The following is an 18,184-nucleotide window of genomic DNA, read 5'->3' as shown; positions in this document are numbered from 1 at the left end:
TCCGATCACCTCATGCCCCGGATCGTGATGCCCGAAGCGGGACGGGCAAGGCCCTGGGCGGGCGTCAAGGCGCCCGTTCGCCAGGCACGGCAGGTCCCATCGCCTGGGTGCCGACGCTGCTCCGGGGGCGTCCGCGTCGCGCTGGTGATCTCTTGCGGCACCCGCGCCGGCAGCGCCCGGCGCAGCTCTGGCTGGTAATCGTCGATCACTCCGCGTCCACCCGCCGCCACGGCGCCCTGGCCCAGGCCAAGGGCCTGCTGGCCGACTGGTTCGAACAGGCCTATCGCCAACGGGTCAGGGTCGCGGTCCTGCAGACGGCAGGGGAGCGACCGGAATGGTCGTTCCAGGGTCAGCGCAGCGGTCAGGCATTGCAGGCCTGGCTGGAGCAGTTGGGAGCGGGAGGCGGAACGCCTCTGCTGGCGGGCCTGTCCGAATCTCAAGCATGGCTGCGAAGTCGTCGGCGGCAGCGCCCTGGCGAGGAATGCCAGCTGCTCCTGGTCACTGACGGGCGCCTGCGCAACCTGGAAGAGCTGGCAGTACCGGACTGTCCTGTCCAGGTGCTGGATATCGAACTGGGACCGCTGCGCCTGGGACGGGCCGGGGAGCTCGCCCGGCGCCTGGGCGCGGAATACCGGCACCTGGAAGAGGTGCCGGTGGTCTAGCTAACCAGCTTTCTGGCGTAAGTTGGGTTGAGACGGCTCCACCGTCGAAGCCCAACGTGAAGGTGCTGAACCCTCACGCTGATGGGCTTCGCTGCGCTCAGCGCCAACCTACCAGAAGACCTTTAACCTCAATGCCCGCCCTTCATAGCCTTGACCAGGGTATCCACGTTGTAGCGGAACATGGCCGCATAGGTCGCAGCCGGGCCGTCTGCCGGGGATAGCGCCTCGACGTACAGCTCACCACCCGGTTGGGCGCCGCTGGCCTTGGCGATCTGCTGCACCAGGCGCGGATCGTTGGAGTTCTCGAAGAAGTAGGTGGCGACATGCTCCTGCTTGATCTGGCGGATCAGCTTGGCGACGTCCTGGGCGGAGGCTTCGGCCTCGGTCGACAGACCCAGCGGCGAGATGAAGGTCACGCCATAGGCGTCGGCGAAGTAGCCAAAGGCATCGTGGGAGGTCAGCACCTTGCGCTTGGCCTGGGGGACCTGACCGATCTGTTCGCGGGCATAGCGATCCAGGGCTTCCAGTTCGGCGATGTAGCGATCACCGTTGGCCTTGAAGGTGGCAGCCTGCGCCGGATCCACCGAGGACAGCGCCTTCACCACGTTGCGGGTGTAGACGACCACGTTGAGCGGGTTGTTCCAGACATGGGGATCGATGCCGCCATGGTCGTGATCGTGGTCGGCGTGGCCGTGTTCATCCTCGTCGTCCGCCAGCTCGCGGGTCTTGATCCCTTCGCTGAGCACTACCGGCGGGCGCGCCTGGCCGGAGGCCTTGATCAGGCGATCCATCCAGCCTTCCAGGTGCAGGCCGCTCATGAACACCACATCGGCCTGTTTCAGCGCCTGGGCATCGGTGGGCGTCGGTTCGTAGGCATGGGGATCGCCATTGGGACCGACCAGGGAGGAAACCTGCACCTGGTCGCCACCGACCTGTTTGACCACGTCGGCGATCACGGTAAAGGTGGCGACAGCCTTGACCGGTGCGGCCTGGGCCTGGCCGGCAGTGGCGAGCAGCAGGGCAGCGCCCAGGGAAAACAGGGATTTCATGATGACTCCTTTCAGTGGGTGAGGTGAGGGCGAGGGCGCAGCCGCCGGTAGAGTCCCAGGCGACCGAACAGCAGGGAGAGGAGGTAGCAGCCGCCCGCGGTCAGGACGATGGCCGGACCCGAGGCGCAGCCCAGGTGATAGGACAGCACCAGGCCGATCAGGCCGCTGAGACTGGCGATTAGGCTGGCCACCGCCATCAGTCCGGGCAGGCTGTTGGCCCAGAAGCGCGCCGCGGTGGCCGGTAGCATCATCAGGCCCACCGCCATCAGCGTACCCAGCGCCTGGAAACCGGCGACCAGGTTGAGCACCACCAGCAGCAGGAACAGCAGGTGATAGAGCGAGCCGCGCCCGCCTACGGCGCGCAGGAAGCCCGGATCGAAGCACTCCAGCACCAGCGGTCGGTAGATCACCGCCAGCACCACCAGCGACAGGGTGGCGATGCCGGCGACCAGATAGAGCGCCGTGGCGTCGATCGCCAGGATGGTGCCGAACAGCACATGCAGCAGATCCACACTGGAGCCGTGCAGCGAAACGATCAGCACCCCGGCGGCCAGGGAAATCAGATAGAAGCTGGCGAAACTGGCATCTTCACGCTGACTGGTGAAGCGGCTGACCAGGCCGGCGAGTCCGGCCACCAAGAGTCCGGCAAGCATCCCGCCGATGCCCATGGCCGGTAGCGACAGGCCGGCGACCATGAAGCCCAGGGCCGCGCCTGGTAGCACGGCGTGACTCATGGCATCGCCCACCAGACTCATGCGCCTGAGCATCAGCAGGACGCCCACCGGACCGGCGCCCAGCGCCAGGGCCAGGCAGGCCACCAGGGCGCGACGCATGAAGCCGAATTCGACGAAGGGTTCGAACAGGAGTTGATAGAGGGTCATGCGCGCTCACAGACCGCCGCATTGGCGTCCCAGTGCTCGGCGAGATTGCGCGCGCGGGCCAGATGCTCGCTGACCAGCACCTGATCGGTGGCGCCCCAGGCGATGGCTTCCCGAGCCAGCAATAGGGTCTCGGGGAAGTGCTGGCGGACCTGCTCCAGGTCGTGCAGCACGGCGATCACCGTGCGACCCTGACCATGCCAGCGACGGACGATGGTCAGCAGGTCCGCGGTGGTGCGAGCATCGATGGCGGTGAAAGGCTCATCCAGCAGCAGCACCGGCGCATCCTGCAACAGCAGCCGGGCGAACAGCACTCGCTGGAATTGCCCGGAGGACAGGGCGCCGACCAAGCGATCCTCGAGGCCTTCGAGGCCGACCGCCTGCAACGCCCGGGACGCTTCCTCGCGATGGGCGGCGGTGACCCCGCGCCAGACGCCCAAGCCGCGCCAGGCGCCCAGTATCACGGTTTCTAGCACGCTCAAGGGAAAGCTGCGGTCGATCTCCGCGGCTTGCGGCAGATAGCCCAGCCGGCGCTGGGGCACGGCCCGGTCCACGCGACCACTGACCGGTCTCAGGGTGCCGGCGATGGCCTTGAGCAGGGTGGACTTGCCCGCCCCGTTGGGGCCGACGATGGCGGTCAGACTGCCGGTCCGGAAGCTACCACTGAGATGATGGATGGCCGGATGCCGCTGATAGGCCAGGGTCAGGTCCTGAAGTTCGATGGCGGCGCTCATGGCAGGGCGACCGCCCAGAGTACCGCCAGCCAAAGCGCGACCAATGGGATGGCGGCGAGCGACAGCCGAACGGGCACGGAAATGAGGAGAAGGGAAGCGCGAGGGGATGCCATGACGGAGCCTTGAATGACGTGCAAAAGTTATAACATAACAAATGCGGCGTCGTCATCTGGGCGTCGGGAAGGAGTCACGCCAGGCGAGCATGACTGGCGCCTGGCGCAGAATGCTCCCCGCCCCGTCCCGCCCCGCACAGGGGGCAGGGTAGCGTGCGACGTGGTCAGGCCGCCTGGGTCTCCGCCATCCGCTGTTCCAGCCGTTGCAGGAAGTTGAGTAGCAGCACCTCTTCCTCCTTGAGCCCCTTGCGCTTGCGCGGTTTGGGCAAGGTGCAGAGGTCGCCGGCGAGGAAGGCATCCAGCACGCCCGGATGGATATAGCACTTGCGGCAGACCGCCGGGGTGTTGCCCAGGGTGCGGGATACCGCCTTGACCATGTCCACCAGCTCCTTCTTGGCATCGGTCTGGGTTTCACACCGCAACTCGCGCAGGGCTTCCAGCGCCAGGGCACTGCCGGCCCACGTGCGGTAGTCCTTGGCGGTGAAATCGGCGCCCGTGAGTTCATGCAGGTAGGCGTTCACGTCGGACGAGGTAACGGTATGGCGATCGCCATCGGTATCCACGTACTGGAAGAGGTGCTGGCCAGGCAACTCCAGGCATTTCTTCACGGTACGCGCCAGCCGCGGATCGCTGACCTTGATGTCATGCTCCACCCCACTCTTGCCGCGGAAGTGGAAGGCTATGGTGTTGCCATGCACCTCAGCATGTCGGTTGCGCAGGGTGGTGAGGCCATAGGACTTGTTGCTCTTGGCGTACTGGGCGTTGCCGACCCGGATCAGGGTCGCGTCGAGCAGGCTGATGACCGTGGCCATGACCTTTTCCCGACACAGGCCGCGCCGGGCGAGATCCTCTTCCACCCGCTGCCGCAACTTGGGCAGGGCCTGCCCGAACGCCAGCATCCGCTCGTACTTGTCGGTATCGCGGATCTCGCGCCAGCGCGGGTGGTAGCGGTACTGCTTGCGGCCGCGGGCGTCGCGTCCGGTAGCCTGCAGATGGCCATTGGCGTCCGGGCAGATCCAGACATCGGTATAGGCCGGCGGGATGGCCAGCTTGTTGATGCGCTCGACTTCCGCCTGATCGCAGATGCGTTCGCCATCGGGGGTGAAATAAGCCCATTTGCCGCGCAGCTTGCGTCGGCTCAGGCCCGCCTGGCAGTCATCGACATAATTGAGGTCGGGCGGCAAGGGCGTGCAGAGGGCGGTACCAGTGTCGTCACGCTCATCGGCGGGGATGGGCAGGTCGGTCTGGGCGAGGCGTTGCATTACTTTCGAGACTTTCGAGCGAGAGGTCATGACTGCACCGACAATTTCCTGGTCGAAACGGTGGACTCTTGGAGAAGGGACCCGGTTCTCATGACAGCGCTCAAGCCGACCGACGCACAATTGCGCGAAGCCTTGCTGGCCAAGGCACAGGCGCGCCGTCCAGGGACGACCTTCTGTCCGTCGGAGGTGGCGCGTGACCTGGCTGCGGACTGGCGGCCGCTGATGGAGCCCCTGCGCGCTATGGCGCGTGAGCTGGCTCGCGAGGGCCGGCTGCAGGTGACGCAGAAGGGCGAAGCCCTGGATGCCGAAGCACCCTGGCGTGGTCCGATCCGCTTAAGCCTGGCTTAATCGGCGTTTAAGTTTCGATTAATGGCGGATCGCTACTCTGGACCCAGATCAAACAGCAACCAGAGAGAATCATCATGAAAAAGCTGACCGCCCTCGCGACTGCCGCCCTCCTGCTCACCGGTATGGGCGTCGCCCAGGCCCGGGATCTCGGCCCCGACGAGGCCCTCAAGCTGCGTGACAGCGGCAAGATCAAGAGCTTCGAGGTGCTCAACCAGGCTGCCATCGCCAAGCATCCGGGCTCGACGACCCACGAGACCGAACTGGAAGAAGAGTACGGCCGCTACATCTACCAACTGGAACTGCGTGACCCCAAAGGTGTGAAATGGGATCTGGAACTCGACGCCACCACTGGCGAAGTCCTGAAAGACCAGCGCGACGACTGACCGTCGGGCTCGCCGGGCTGGTGCTGCTCGGCAGCCTCTCGCCCCTGATCCAGGCCCGTGACCTGGATCAGGACGAGGCGCTCAAGCTGCGCAAGGAAGGCGTGATCCGTCCGCTGGAAAGCCTGCTGCAGCGAGTCAACGAACGCTATCCCCAGGCGCGGCTGCTGGAAGCCGAACTGGAAGAGGAGGACGGCCAGTATCGCTACGAGATCGAGATCCTCGTCGGCGATGTCGTCCGCGAACTGGAAATCGGCGCAATGGATGGCGCCATCATGAAGGATGAGGTGGACGACTAGATGCGCCTGTTGCTGGTGGAAGACGATGTGGCTCTGGCCGACGAGATCACGGCGTTCCTCACTCGGCAGGGCTACGCCATCGACTGGCTGGCCGATGGCCGCGATGCCGCCTGGCAGGGCGCCCAGGAACCCTATGACCTGATCGTGCTCGACCTGGGTCTGCCCGGCCGGCCCGGGCTGGAGGTGCTTGGGGAGTGGCGTGCAAAGGCGCTGGCGACTCCGGTACTGATCCTGACCGCCCGCGACAGCTGGGCGGAGCGCATCGACGGCCTCAAGGCCGGGGCCGATGACTACCTCACCAAACCCTTCCACCCCGAAGAACTGGGCCTGCGCATTGCCGCATTGCTGCGGCGGGTGCGCGGCGTGGCCAACCAGCCGTTGCTGCAGGCTGCCGGACTCGCGCTCGACGAGGCGCGCCAATGCGTGGTGCGTGGCAGTGAAACCATCGCCCTGAGCGCGGCGGAGTTTCGCCTGCTGCGCTGCTTCCTGCTGCATCCCGGGCAGATCCTGTCGAAGACGCGGCTCAACGACCATCTCTACGACGGCGAGAGCGAGCGCGACTCCAATGTCATCGAGGTCCACGTCAATCATCTGCGGCGCAAGCTGGGGCGCGCGGTCATCGAGACGCGGCGCGGCCAAGGCTATCGCCTGGGCGGTGTCGATTGAAATCCATCCAGGCCCGGCTCAGGGTCGGGCTGGTGGCCATCCTGCTGGTGGCCGGTCTGGTGCTGGTGCTGGGGGGAGCCTGGCTGGTGGACCATGCCTTGCGCCGTTATCTGGAAACCGGTCTGCGCGGCGAGACGGAGAACCTGCTCGCCGCCCTGGTGCGCGGTCCCCATGGCCTGCAACTGGATGAGGGCCGGCTGGGCAGTCTCTATACCCGCCCGCTGTCCGGCCGCTATTTCCTTATCGAGATCCCGGCGCTGGACATTCGCTGGCGCTCGCGCTCGCTGTGGGACGCACAACTGGAAGCGCCACCGGGCACCGGCCTGAGCGAGAGCCTGGCGGACGGCCCCAGTGGCCAGCGACTGCTCGCCTATCGCGCCGATTACCAGCGCTACGGCCAGGCAGTGCAGGTAACGGTCGCCGACGACTACAACCCCCTGCTGGGCAACCTGACGCGCATCCTCGCGTTCGGTGGCTTGCTGGGGCTGGCGACCCTGCTGCTGGTCCTGCTGCTGCAACGGCTGATCGTGCGCCGGGCGCTGCGCCCGCTGGAGCAGGTGCGCGAGCAGATCGCCCAGCTGCATCAGGGACGCCGTTCGACGCTGGACGCCAGCGTGCCGGCTGAACTCGAGCCGCTGGTGGGAGAAATGAATGCCCTGCTGCGCCACACCGAAGACGGCCTCAAGCGCGCGCGGCATGGCATCGGCAATCTGGGTCATGCGCTCAAGACCCCGCTGGCGGTGCTGACCAGCCTGGCCGAGCGTCCCGAATTGCAGGCTTTGCCCGAACAGCGCGAGGTGTTGCGCGAACAACTGGACCGTATCCGCCAGCGCCTGGAGCGGGAATTGCGCCGTGCCCGGCTGGCCGGCGAGGCCCTGCCGGGCGCACACCTGGACGGCGCCGAGCTTCGCGAGCTCTGCACGCTGCTCAATCGGCTGCATGGCGAGCACCTGCAGTTCGAGTGTCGGCTGCCCGCGGGGCTGCGGCTGCCCTGGGACCGGGAAGACCTGCTGGAACTGTTCGGCACCCTGCTGGACAACGCCGGCAAATGGGCGGATCAGCAGGTCCGGCTTGAGGTGGCGCAGGGTGCAGAGGGCTATCTGATCCAGGTCGAGGACGACGGGCCCGGTGTGCCGCAAGCCCAGCGCGAGACGATCCTCGATCGGGGTGCCCGGCTGGATGAAGCGGTCAGCGGTCACGGCCTGGGGCTGGGGATCGCCAAGGACATCGTCGACAGCTGCGGCGGAACCCTCGTTCTCGAAACCTCCGGGCTGGGTGGGCTGGCAGTGGTCATCCGGCTGCCGGCGCCAGCGCGTATCCCGTCACTCAGGTGACTCCCTGGTCAAGTTATCGGGCAGGGCGCCGATAACCGCCCAAGCTCTTGCGACCAAGGAGAACCTCGTGAGCCTCAAATTCAAAGTCACCTTACTGGCCGTCCTGCCCGTCTGCCTGTTCACGCTGGTGCTGGGTGGACTGTCCTATTGGGTTTTGCACGAGCAGGCCGCCAGGGACGTCGCCGACGCTCGCGAGCGGCTGATGGTCCAGAGTCGCAACGCCCTGCAGAACAGCGTGGAAGCGGCCATGACCGTGGTCAAGCCGCTGTACGACAAGGCCGCTGCGGGCGATTCCGAGGCGCGCAAGGAGGCCATCGGCCTGCTGTCGGCCATCAGCTACGGCAAGGACGGCTACATCTTCGGCTACGATTCCAACGTGGTCCGCCTGTTCAAGGGCAACGATCCGGCCGGTATCGGCAAGAGCTTCAAGGACAATCGCGATCCCAGTGGCCTCTACCTCAACCAGGAACTGGTCCGGGTCGGCAAGGATGGCTCGCATTTCAGTCGTTACAGCTCTTCGCTGCCCGGCAACAAGGACGTGCTGGTGCCCAAACTCGCCTACACCGACTACCTGCCCAAATGGGATCTGGTGATCGGCTCGGCGGTGAATCTGGATGGCGTGGAGGCCGAGGTCGCGGCCGTGGCCCAGCAGGTCGCCAAACGCACCCAGGACCAGCTCTGGCTGATCTTCGGCGTGGCCGGCGTGCTGCTGGTGGTGATCGGCATCGCCGCGCAGCTGTTTGCCGCCCGCACCCTCAGACCCCTGGCGCAGATCCGGGAGAATCTCGACGACATCGCGGCCGGGGAGGGCGATCTGACCCGCCGCCTGCCGGTCAACGGGCGCGACGAGATTGGTGAGCTCGCCGCCGCCTTCAATCGCTTCGTCGATCGCATCCAGGGCACCATCGCCCAGGTCGTCGACATCACCCACCAGTTCACCGGTCTGCTCGACGACGTCTCCCAGCAGGCCCAGCGCACCGATCGCGACATGCAGCGCCAGCGCAGCGAAACCGACCAGGTGGCCACCGCCATCAACCAGATGTCCGCGGCGGCCCAGGAGGTGGCGAGCAGTGCCCTGCAGGCCTCCGAAGCCACCCGTCAGACCGAGGAGAAAGGTCGGCTGGCCCGCGAGACGGTTGCCACCAGCGTGGCGCGCATTCACGAACTGGTCGAGGAGGTACGCCAGAGCAGCGTGTCCCTGGATGGCCTCAAGCAGGACGTGGGCGCCATCGTCGGCGTGCTCGACGTGATCCGCGCCATTGCCGAGCAGACCAATCTGCTGGCGCTCAATGCCGCCATCGAAGCGGCCCGGGCGGGCGAGGCCGGTCGCGGTTTCGCCGTGGTCGCCGACGAGGTACGCGCCCTGGCCAGCCGGACCCAGCAGAGCACCCAGGAAATCCAGGGCATGATCGATCGCCTGCAACAGGCCACCGGCCGCGCGGTCGGGGCCATGGAACGCTCGGGCGGCATGGGCGAGGCCACTACGGCCCAGGCCGAGCAGGCCGGTACCGCCCTGGCCGCGATCAGCGAGCTGATCGCCACCATCAACGCCATGAACAGCCAGATCGCCAGTGCCGCCGAGGAGCAGACGGCGGTGGCCGAGGAGGTCAATCGCAGCGTCCACACCATCGCCAGTGCCGTCGACAGCATGGCCCAGGGCGCCCAGCAAGGCGCGCGCAACACCGCCGGCATGGTTGGCCTCGGTGAGCGCCTGGACGGCCTGGTACGTCAGTTTCGCGTATGATCCCGGGCGCGCCGGCTACGCCGGCGCGCCTCTTCGGGCCAAGTTGGGGGTGCTTATGGGAACCCCACGGCTTCCGAGGCTCTAAGCAAGGCCTGTCATCCTTGTTTGGAATCGCGAAAGCCAATGAAAAGTGCTCGGCTGGAAAACAAGACGTTCCTGATCCTGCTGGTGGTGGTCTCGCTGGCCTTCGTCTGGATCCTCACGCCCTTCCTGGGGGCGGTGTTCTGGGGCGCCATCCTCGCCATCCTGTTCGCCCCGCTGCAGCGCTGGTTCGTCCGGCGCTTCAACAACAGACGCAACCTCGGGGCGCTCTGCACCCTGTTCGTGATCCTGCTCATCGTCATCCTGCCGGTGGTGTTCATCGCCATTTCCCTGGTGCAGGAAGGCTCGCTGCTGTACCAGCAGGTCAGCAGCGGTCAGCTCAACTTCGGCCAGTACTATCAGCAGATCTGGGGCGCCTTGCCGGGTTCGGTGCGTGGCGTGCTGGAGCGCTTCGGTGCCGGTGACCTGGATGGCATTCGCCAGAAGCTCTCCGAAGGAGCCATGCAGGGCAGCCAGTTCGTCGCTACCCAGGCCTTCAGCTTCGGTCAGGGCACCTTCCAGTTCCTGATCGGATTCGGCGTGATGCTCTATCTGCTGTTCTTCCTGCTGCGCGATGGTTCGCAGCTGGTGGCGCTGATCCGCAAGGCCATTCCGCTGAGCGACATGCACAAGCGCAGCCTGATGGCCAAGTTCACCGCCGTGGTGCGTGCCACGGTCAAGGGCAACATCATCGTCGCCGTGGTGCAGGGTGCCCTTGGCGGCTTCATTCTCGGCGTGCTGGGTGTCCAGGGCGCGGTGCTCTGGGGCACCTTGATGGCCTTCCTGTCGCTGCTGCCCGCGGTCGGCTCGGCGCTGATCTGGGTGCCAGTGGCCATCTACTTCCTGGCCACCGGTTCGGTGATCAAAGGGGTCATCCTGATCGTCTTCGCCGTGGTGGTGATCGGCCTGGTGGACAACCTGCTGCGCCCCATTCTGGTCGGCAAGGACACCAAGATGCCCGACTACGTGGTACTGATCTCCACCATTGGCGGCATGTCGCTGTTCGGCCTGAATGGCTTCGTGATCGGCCCGCTGATCGCCGCGCTGTTCATGTCGACCTGGGACTTGTTCAGTCACCGCGACGACATCTAAAAACCTGCTCACGATCTGCTGCGCGTCGGCCAGACCGCGTTGAAAGCACCCTGGAAGGCCAGCCCCGTCGGAATGCTCATTTACTCTAGGTAAACGCAGCTTCCTTAGGCGCTTTCGCGGGGCCGCCCAGGCCTTGTCTGGCTCTGGCTCGCGAGATCCTAAGCAGGTTTTGCACAGTGAGGGCGCTTAGCCCTGGTCGGGCTCCGAGGGATAGCGGGTGGCGACTAGGCTTTCCTTGACCTTGCGCAGGTGCGGCTGGAAATCCACGCCGCGCTTGAGCGTGACCCCGGTAGCCAGGATGTCCAGCACGGTGAGCTGGATGATACGCGAGGTCATGGGCATGTAGATGTCGGTGTCTTCCGGCAGCGGGATGTCCAGGCTGTGGGTGCAGACCTTGGCCAGCGGGGTGTTGCTGGCGGTGAGGCCGAGCACCGAGGCGCCGTTGTCGCGGGCCAGCTTGGCCACGTCCACCAGTTCGCGGGTGCGGCCGGTGTAGGAGATGATCACGAAGAGATCGCCGGTCCTGGCGATGGAGGCGAGCATCCGCTGCATCAGCACGTCCGAATGCGCCGATACCGCCATGTTGAAGCGGAAGAACTTGTGCTGGGCGTCCAGGGCCACGGGGGCCGAGGCGCCCAGGCCGAAGAAGTGGATCTGCCGCGCCTGGATCATCAGGTCCACCGCGCGATCCACCGTGCGGGCGTCCAGTCGCTGGCGGGCGCTGTCCAGCGAGGCGATGGTGCTGCTGAAGATCTTTTCCGCGTAGGCTTCGGATTCGTCGTTGGCTTCCACCGCCTGGCTGACATAGACCGCGCCGCTGGCGATGCTCTGCGCCAGCTGGATCTTCATCTCCGGGTAGCCGCTCACGCCCAGGGAACGGCAGAAGCGATTGACGGTGGGCTCACTGACCTGGGCCGCCTGGGCCAGGGCCGCGATGGTGTAGCGCGTGGCCTGCCGGGGATTCTGCAGGATGACCTCGGCGACCTTGCGTTCCGCGCGGTTGAGTTCGCCGATGCGGTTCTGGATGGTTTGCAGCAGGGTGCTGGCACGATCCATGAGAACTCCTAGTGGTTGTTGTGCCTCTATCCTAAGGCTATAAAAGGTATGGGCTGGGCTTACCCCTGCGCCGTATTTTTTAATATAAAGACTACGCGAATCGCCCCGGCTCCCCTATGATGGTGCTGGAATATCTCAAACTTTAAGTAAAAGAACGAATATTTATGGCTGGCGTCCGAGTTCTACCCTGTACCCTGGCAATCTTCGGCGCGTTGGGCGACCTGGCCCTGCGCAAACTTTTCCCTGCCCTGTATCAGCTGGATCGCGAAGGTCTGCTGCACGAGGATACCCGCATCATGGCGCTGGCGCGTGACCAGGGCGATGGGGTCAAGCAGCTGGAGCACATCGAGGAGCGCCTGCGCCACTATGTGCCCAAGGCCGATTGGGACGAAGCGGTATGGACCCGGATGCGCGGTCGCCTGGGCTATCGCGCCATCGATTTTCGCAATCGCGAAGACTATACGGGACTTGCCGAGGATGTGGGCGAGACCTCGCCACTGATCGCCTATTTCGCCACCCCGGCACTGGTCTACAGTGCCATCTGCGAAAACCTCGCCGCCGTCGGCCTGTGCGAGCGCACCCGGGTGGTGATGGAAAAGCCCATCGGCTACGACCTGGAATCCTCCAAGGTGGTCAACGACGCCGTGGCGCGCTTCTTCCCGGAAGACCGCGTCTACCGCATCGACCATTACCTGGGCAAGGAGACCGTACAGAACCTCATCGCCCTGAGATTCGCCAATAGCCTGTTCGAGACCCAGTGGAACCAGAACTACATTTCCCACGTGGAAATCACCGTGGCCGAGAAGGTCGGGATCGAGGGTCGCTGGGGCTATTTCGACCAGGCCGGCCAGTTGCGCGACATGGTGCAGAACCACCTGCTGCAGCTGCTCTGCCTGACCGCCATGGACCCGCCGGCGGATCTGTCGGCCGACAGCATCCGTGACGAGAAGGTCAAGGTCCTCAAGGCGCTGGAGCCCATTACCGCCGACCAGCTCGCCAGCCGCGTGGTCCTGGGTCAGTACACCTCCGGCTACAGCGACGGCAAGCCGGTGCCGGGTTATCTGGAAGAACCCAATTCCAACACCGAAAGCCGCACCGAGACCTTTGTCGCCATCCGCGCGGACATCCGCAACTGGCGCTGGTCAGGCGTGCCTTTCTATCTGCGTACCGGCAAGCGCATGCCGCAGAAGCTGTCGCAGATCGTCATCCACTTCAAGGAACCACCGCACTACATTTTCGCCCCCGAGCAGCGCAGCCTGATCAGCAACCGCCTGATCATCCGCATCCAGCCGGACGAAGGCATTTCGCTGCAGGTGATGAGCAAGGACCAGGGCCTGCGCAAGGGCATGCAGCTGCGCAGCGGTCCGCTGCAGCTCAATTTCTCCGAGACCTTCAAGCACCTGCGCACGCCGGATGCCTACGAGCGACTGCTGCTGGAAGTCATGCAGGGCAATCAGTCGCTGTTCGTTCGCAAGGACGAGATCGAAGCGGCCTGGAAGTGGTGCGATCAGCTGATGGATGGCTGGTCGAAAATGGGCGACTCGCCCAAGTCCTATGCCGCCGGCAGCTGGGGTCCGCTGACCTCCATCGCACTGATCGCACGAGACGGGAGATCCTGGTATGGCGACGTCTGATCTGGGGCAGGGTGTGACCCTGCGCCAATTGCCCGACCGCGAGGCCCACGCCACGGCGCTGGCCGAAACGGTCACGGCGGCGCTGCGCGAGGCCCTGGCGGCCCGCGGCGAGGCGCTGCTGATCGTTTCCGGCGGCCGCAGTCCGGTGCCCTTCCTGGAGCGCCTGGCGCAGGCCGAGCTGGATTGGTCCAAGGTGCTGGTCACCCTGGCGGACGAGCGCTGGGTACCCGGTGACCATCCGGACAGCAATGCCGGCCTGTTGCGCCAGCACCTGTTCCAGGGACCCGCTGCCGCCGCAGGTTTCGTCGATCTCTATAGCCCGGCCGCTTCCACGGAAGAGGGTATGGCCCAGACCGAGGCCCGGCTGCGCGACACCCTGGCAACCCCCGATGTGCTGGTGCTGGGCATGGGCGACGACGCCCATACCGCCTCGCTGTTCCCCGGTAGTCCCGGCCTGGAAGAGGCTCTGGATCCGGCCAGCGAGCGCCTGAGTTTTCCTGGCGTGGCACCGTCCGCGCCCCAGACCCGCATCACCCTGAGCCGTGCCTACCTGAGTCGCGCGCGGCAGCAGATCCTCGCCATCCAGGGCGCGGGCAAGCGACAGGTGCTGGAAACCGCTCTGGCCGAGGGCGATGAGCTGGCCACTCCGATCAAGGCGTTCCTGCGCGAACCCCTGGTCGTCTATTGGTGCCCCTGACGAGGAGTTGAGTTTTGGACATGCAGAACAAGATCGCGACCCTAGATGCCCTGTGCGCCCGCGCGCGGATCCTGCCGGTGATCGTGATCAACGATCCCGCCGACGTGCTGCCCTTCGCCGACGCCATGGCCGCGGCGGGGCTCACCGCCCTGGAAATCACCCTGAGATCGGCCCACGGGCTTGACGCGGTGCGCCTGCTGCGGCAGGAACGTCCCGAGCTGGATGTTGGCGTGGGCACCGTGCTTGACGTGCGGATGTTCGACGCTGCGGTCGAGGCGGGCGCCCAGTTCATCGTCACTCCGGGCACCACTGAGGAAATTCTCCAGGCCGGGGTATCGGCGCCCATCCCGCTGCTGCCGGGCATCGCCACGCCCTCGGAGATCATGCAGGCCTACCGCCTGGGTTATCGGCGCTTCAAGCTGTTCCCTGCCAACGTCTATGGCGGCGTGGATGCGCTCAAGGCGTTCGCCGGTCCCTTCGCCGAACTCAAGTTCTGCCCCACCGGTGGCGTCAACCCGGGCAATGTGAAGAACTATTTCCAGCAGCCCAACCTGCTGTGCGTCGGCGGCAGCTGGATGCTGCCCGGCGACGTGGTGAAGGCCAAGGACTGGACGCGCGTCGAGCAGCTCTGCCGCGAAGCCCTGGTCACGCTGGACTAAGCCTGCGGCCATCCGTCACCCGCCAGGCTAGTGCGGTGTCTCTGAAGTTCGCACAAGAATTGGCGAGTGTTTTTTTGGCTTTGGCCAGGCGCCGGTACGAGTCATAGCAGGGCTATGGCGAGGAGTGGCAACGCTGCCAGAGCCGAAAAAGCGCCGCCAAGATTGTGCAGTCAACTGCTGAGACACCACACTCGCTAGGCTGGCGCGAGCAGGGGCGCTATCATGCGCCCCTGTCTTTTTCCTGGCGCCCGTTCCGCGGCGCCTTTGTCGTCCACTACACCGGGAGGTGCCTGATGACCCTCGACAAGAATCCCCCAAACGAATCCCTCGATGAAACCGTCCCCGCGCCGGCGGGCGAAAAGCTGCAGAAGGTGCTGTCGCGCCTGGGCGTCGGCTCGCGGCGTGACGTCGAAGCCTGGATCGGCGAAGGCCGTATCAAGGTCAACGGCGTGGTCGCGCCCCTGGGTCTGAGGGTCATGCCCAAGGACGCCATCGCGGTAGACGGCCGTCTGCTCAAGCGCGACCAGGCCGAGGAAGTTGTGCGGCGCGTGCTGATCTACAACAAGCCCGAAGGCGAGATCTGCACCCGTGACGATCCCGAAGGTCGGCCCACCGTCTTCGACCGCCTGCCCAAGCCCAAGCAGGGCCGCTGGATCAATGTCGGTCGCCTGGACATCAACACCACCGGCCTACTGCTGTTCACCACCGATGGCGAACTGGCGAACCGGCTGATGCACCCGTCCTACCAGATGGATCGCGAGTACGCGGTACGGGTCCGGGGCGAGGTGACCGAAGAGATGCTGCTGCGCCTGAAGAACGGGGTGATCCTCGAAGACGGCCCGGCGCGCTTCACCGACGTCCAGCAGGCGCCGGAAGGTGATGGCTTCAACCACTGGTTCCATTGCGTGGTGATGGAAGGTCGCAACCGCGAAGTCCGTCGGCTGTGGGAATCCCAGGGACTGGTGGTGAGTCGTCTGAAGCGCGTACGTTTCGGTCCGGTGTTCATGACCAGCGATCTGCCGGTCGGCCGTTGGCGCGAGATGACCCAGGGGGAGATCGACATCCTCGCGGGGGAAGTCGGCCTGCCGCCGGTGGCGCTGCCGGCCATGGGCGGCAAGACCAAGGAAAAGCTCGAGCGTCAGCAGCGCAAGACCGCGCGGCCGATCGATGCCGGTCGGGGTTCGCGCAACAAGCTCAACAAGACGGGCAAGGCCAGCAAGCCCCAGGGGTCGGCCGTGGCCGAGCGTCCCAGCGAAATGGGCCGCAAGCCGGTCAGCAAGGGCCGTACCTCGCCGGGCATTGCGCCGCGTCGCGGGCCGAGCGGTGGCGGTACCGGCAAGGGCGGTCGCCGCTAAGCAGAGCGGTCGCCTGGCCCCAGGCGACCCTCAGGCCAGGCTGCAGAATCGATTGCGGCCTTCGGCCTTGGCCTGATAGAGGGCCCGATCCGCGCGCAGCAGCAGACAACGCGGTGACTCGACGTCGCGCAGGGTCGCCAGACCCAGGCTCAGGGTGACTGGCAACGGGATGGCGCCGGCCGTCTCCGACTGGGCCTCCACCGCCGCTCTCAGGCGTTCCGCCACGATATGCGCCGCTTCATGGCCGGTGGCCGACAGCAGCACACAGAATTCCTCGCCGCCAAAGCGAAAGACCATGTCCATGCTTCTCAGGCTGTTGCCAAGGGTGCGGGCAGTCTGGCGCAGCACGTCGTCACCGACGCTATGGCCGAAGCGGTCGTTGATGCGCTTGAAGTGGTCCAGGTCCAGCATCAGCAGCGACAGCGGCTGCTGGGTCCGTCGGGCCAGTTCCAGCTCACGCACCAGGGCACGATCCAGGGCGCTGCGATTGCCGACACCGGTCAGGGCATCGCGCAGGGCATTGTTCTGGGCCTCGCGATAGAGCAGGGCATTGCGCAGGGGAAACAGCAGGCTGCCGAGCAGGTATTCCAGCGCGCCGAGTTCGCTGTCCTGGAAGCGCTCCTGGCGGTAGAACGTCAGATCACCCAGGCGCAGGTCTCCCTGGCTCAGGTGATAGTGCACCTGATGACCCTGGTCTTCACCCAGGTCGATGGCCACGTCCTCCGCGGCATTGCGGTAGGTGAGGCCGGGCAGGTCCACCAGCGTATCCACCTCCTGCCGGAAGAGTTGCAGGACCCGCTCGAGATCCAGCGATGTCTGCAGGACGCCGAGCAGGCGCTGGCGCAGGGCGCCCAGCACCGCCGGATCGCTGTCGCGGGCGGGGCCAGCCAGGTTGGCGTTGCGCTGCTGGCGAGCGCGATCGAGATTGATGGTGTTGGACGAGGGCGGGACCATGCCTGTTCTCCTTGGCGGATAGTCCCCCTACAGCGAGAAGCGTGCCAGTCTTATAGTGTCAACCAAATCAATGGCTTAGCACGATGGTGGCGATTGGCCGTCTGTAACTTGACGCCTGAAGCCCAGACGGGCCGCCATTGCGGCCCGCTGGTGACGACTTTCCGACGCGCGACCTAGACCTTGAGCACCAGCTTGCCGAAGTTCTCGCCGGAGAACAGCTTCATCAGGGTCTCGGGGAAGGTATCGAGGCCTTCCACCACGTGCTCGCGGGATTTGAGCTGGCCGTCGGCCAGCCAGATCGCCAGCTGCTGCTGGGCCTCGGCGTAGCGCGCGGCGTGGTCCAGCACGATAAAGCCTTCCATGCGCGCGCGATTGCTGAGCAGCGCCAGGTAGTTCTGCGGGCCCTGCACCCTGTCACTGTTGTACTGGCTGATGGCGCCGCAGAGCACTACCCGTGCACGGAAATTGATCTGCGCCAGCACCGCGTCCAGAGTCGGACCACCGACGTTGTCGAAATAGACGTCGATGCCGTTGGGACATTCGCGGTGCAGGGCGGCCGCGAGGTCAGGTTCGGCCTTGTAGTCGATGGCGGCGTCGAAACCCAGTTCCTCGATCAGATAGCGGCATTTTTCCGCGCCACCGGCGATACCTACCACATGGCAGGCCTTGAGCTTGCCGATCTGGCCGACCATGCTGCCGACCGCGCCGGCAGCGCCGGAAACCACGATGGTCTGGCCGGCCTTGGGCTCGCCGACTTCCAGCAGGCCGAAGTAGGCGGTCAGACCGGTCATGCCGAGTACCGAGAGATACTGGGGCAGGCTGGCCTTGCTGGGGTCCACCTTGTAGAAGCCCTGGGGCTCGCCCAGGTAGTAATCCTGAATGCCGAGCATGCCGTTGATCGTGTCGCCGACCTTGAATTCCGGGTGGTTGGATGCCACTACCTCGCCCACGCCCAGGGCACGAATGACTTCGCCGAGGCCGATGGGCTTGATATAGGACTTGCCCTCGTTCATCCAGCCGCGCATGGCCGGGTCGAGGGAGAGATAGAGATTCTTGATCAGCACCTGACCGGCGCCGGGTTCGCCGATCGGCTGCTCGACACGCTCGAAGGTGTCGGCGGTGGGTTCGCCGGACGGGCGCTTGGCGAGCAGGAACTGGCGATTGGTACGGGACATGGTGTTCTCCTG

The 18,184-nt window shown here is 65.5% G+C and carries 19 protein-coding genes and 1 pseudogene; 13 read left to right on the top strand and 7 right to left on the bottom strand.

Annotated features, from left to right (window positions below; genetic code table 11):
- Window positions 1-53 precede the first annotated feature (53 nt).
- A complete protein-coding gene (locus OMP44_RS09645) occupies window positions 54-662 on the top strand; it encodes a vWA domain-containing protein (protein ID WP_280307730.1) in 609 nt (202 codons plus the stop codon).
- A 128-nt stretch (window positions 663-790) separates the two neighbouring features.
- On the opposite strand, the gene OMP44_RS09640 is transcribed toward OMP44_RS09645, so the two are convergent.
- The 4 genes from OMP44_RS09640 to OMP44_RS09625 all read right to left on the bottom strand — a co-directional run bounded on the left by OMP44_RS09640 (window position 791) and on the right by OMP44_RS09625 (window position 4,698).
- A complete protein-coding gene (locus OMP44_RS09640) occupies window positions 791-1,711 on the bottom strand; it encodes a metal ABC transporter substrate-binding protein (protein ID WP_280307540.1) in 921 nt (306 codons plus the stop codon).
- A gap of 11 nt (window positions 1,712-1,722) precedes the next feature.
- Entirely contained in the window at window positions 1,723-2,592 is an 870-nt protein-coding gene (locus tag OMP44_RS09635) for a metal ABC transporter permease (RefSeq protein WP_280307538.1), read from the bottom strand.
- Window positions 2,589-3,323, bottom strand: a complete 735-nt coding sequence (gene aztA / locus OMP44_RS09630) for a zinc ABC transporter ATP-binding protein AztA (protein WP_280307537.1) — start codon at window positions 3,321-3,323, stop codon at window positions 2,589-2,591. Before aztA ends, OMP44_RS09635 begins: the two co-directional genes overlap by 4 nt.
- Before the next feature lie 277 nt (window positions 3,324-3,600).
- On the bottom strand, window positions 3,601-4,698 hold the full coding sequence (locus OMP44_RS09625) for a DNA topoisomerase IB (RefSeq protein WP_273862029.1): 1,098 nt from the start codon (window positions 4,696-4,698) through the stop codon (window positions 3,601-3,603).
- Between the two features lie 90 nt (window positions 4,699-4,788).
- Here OMP44_RS09625 and OMP44_RS09620 point away from each other — a divergent pair, with 90 nt between their 5' ends.
- The 8 genes and pseudogenes from OMP44_RS09620 (at window position 4,789) to OMP44_RS09590 (ending at window position 10,642) form a co-directional block, all read left to right on the top strand.
- A complete protein-coding gene (locus OMP44_RS09620; protein ID WP_187979363.1) occupies window positions 4,789-5,046 on the top strand; it encodes a DUF3253 domain-containing protein in 258 nt (85 codons plus the stop codon).
- A gap of 74 nt (window positions 5,047-5,120) precedes the next feature.
- Entirely contained in the window at window positions 5,121-5,429 is a 309-nt protein-coding gene (locus tag OMP44_RS09615; protein ID WP_158896648.1) for a PepSY domain-containing protein, read from the top strand.
- Window positions 5,430-5,449: 20 nt separating this feature from the next.
- The gene (locus tag OMP44_RS09610) at window positions 5,450-5,725 is read left to right on the top strand and encodes a PepSY domain-containing protein (RefSeq protein WP_133860636.1); all 276 of its coding nucleotides are present in this window, start codon (window positions 5,450-5,452) and stop codon (window positions 5,723-5,725) included.
- Window positions 5,726-6,391, top strand: coding sequence for a response regulator transcription factor (locus OMP44_RS09605; RefSeq protein WP_133860635.1), 666 nt, complete (start codon window positions 5,726-5,728; stop codon window positions 6,389-6,391).
- Window positions 6,388-7,725 carry an ATP-binding protein gene (locus OMP44_RS09600; RefSeq protein WP_280307533.1) on the top strand — a complete coding sequence of 446 codons (1,338 nt, stop codon included), beginning with the start codon at window positions 6,388-6,390 and terminating at the stop codon, window positions 7,723-7,725. Before OMP44_RS09605 ends, OMP44_RS09600 begins: the two co-directional genes overlap by 4 nt.
- A pseudogene (locus OMP44_RS24945) lies at window positions 7,667-8,611 on the top strand (cache domain-containing protein); the annotation flags it as partial. The gene OMP44_RS09600 and the pseudogene OMP44_RS24945, both read left to right, overlap by 59 nt.
- 102 nt (window positions 8,612-8,713) lie before the next feature.
- Entirely contained in the window at window positions 8,714-9,469 is a 756-nt protein-coding gene (locus OMP44_RS24940; protein WP_410003733.1) for a methyl-accepting chemotaxis protein, read from the top strand.
- Between the two features lie 123 nt (window positions 9,470-9,592).
- Window positions 9,593-10,642, top strand: coding sequence for an AI-2E family transporter (locus tag OMP44_RS09590; protein WP_017640512.1), 1,050 nt, complete (start codon window positions 9,593-9,595; stop codon window positions 10,640-10,642).
- Window positions 10,643-10,828: 186 nt separating this feature from the next.
- On the opposite strand, the gene OMP44_RS09585 is transcribed toward OMP44_RS09590, so the two are convergent.
- Window positions 10,829-11,698, bottom strand: coding sequence for a MurR/RpiR family transcriptional regulator (locus OMP44_RS09585; protein ID WP_133860632.1), 870 nt, complete (start codon window positions 11,696-11,698; stop codon window positions 10,829-10,831).
- 164 nt (window positions 11,699-11,862) lie between these two features.
- Between OMP44_RS09585 and zwf the strand changes: the two genes are divergently transcribed.
- The 4 genes from zwf (at window position 11,863) to rluB (ending at window position 16,043) form a co-directional block, all read left to right on the top strand.
- The gene (gene zwf, locus OMP44_RS09580) at window positions 11,863-13,332 is read left to right on the top strand and encodes a glucose-6-phosphate dehydrogenase (protein WP_027602213.1); all 1,470 of its coding nucleotides are present in this window, start codon (window positions 11,863-11,865) and stop codon (window positions 13,330-13,332) included.
- Entirely contained in the window at window positions 13,319-14,029 is a 711-nt protein-coding gene (pgl, locus tag OMP44_RS09575) for a 6-phosphogluconolactonase (protein WP_280307529.1), read from the top strand. The genes zwf and pgl overlap by 14 nt, the downstream gene beginning before the upstream one ends.
- Window positions 14,030-14,049: 20 nt before the next feature.
- Window positions 14,050-14,688, top strand: coding sequence for a bifunctional 4-hydroxy-2-oxoglutarate aldolase/2-dehydro-3-deoxy-phosphogluconate aldolase (locus OMP44_RS09570; RefSeq protein WP_280307528.1), 639 nt, complete (start codon window positions 14,050-14,052; stop codon window positions 14,686-14,688).
- A gap of 293 nt (window positions 14,689-14,981) precedes the next feature.
- Window positions 14,982-16,043 (top strand): 23S rRNA pseudouridine(2605) synthase RluB, encoded by a 1,062-nt coding sequence (gene rluB, locus OMP44_RS09565; RefSeq protein ID WP_133860628.1) that lies wholly within the window; start codon window positions 14,982-14,984, stop codon window positions 16,041-16,043.
- A gap of 30 nt (window positions 16,044-16,073) precedes the next feature.
- On the opposite strand, the gene OMP44_RS09560 is transcribed toward rluB, so the two are convergent.
- Both OMP44_RS09560 and OMP44_RS09555 read right to left on the bottom strand, forming a co-directional pair.
- Window positions 16,074-16,997 carry a GGDEF domain-containing protein gene (locus OMP44_RS09560; RefSeq protein ID WP_280307526.1) on the bottom strand — a complete coding sequence of 308 codons (924 nt, stop codon included), beginning with the start codon at window positions 16,995-16,997 and terminating at the stop codon, window positions 16,074-16,076.
- A 173-nt stretch (window positions 16,998-17,170) separates the two neighbouring features.
- Complete coding sequence (locus OMP44_RS09555; protein ID WP_187979357.1) at window positions 17,171-18,172, bottom strand: NADP-dependent oxidoreductase; 1,002 nt, start codon at window positions 18,170-18,172, stop codon at window positions 17,171-17,173.
- Between the last annotated feature and the right edge of the window lie 12 nt (window positions 18,173-18,184).

The organism is Pseudomonas flavocrustae (assembly GCF_029872515.1).
Taxonomy (GTDB): Bacteria; Pseudomonadota; Gammaproteobacteria; order Pseudomonadales; family Pseudomonadaceae; genus Chryseomonas; species Chryseomonas aestiva.
Note: the sequence above shows the minus strand (reverse complement) of the source record. Positions and strands in the feature narration are given on the sequence as shown.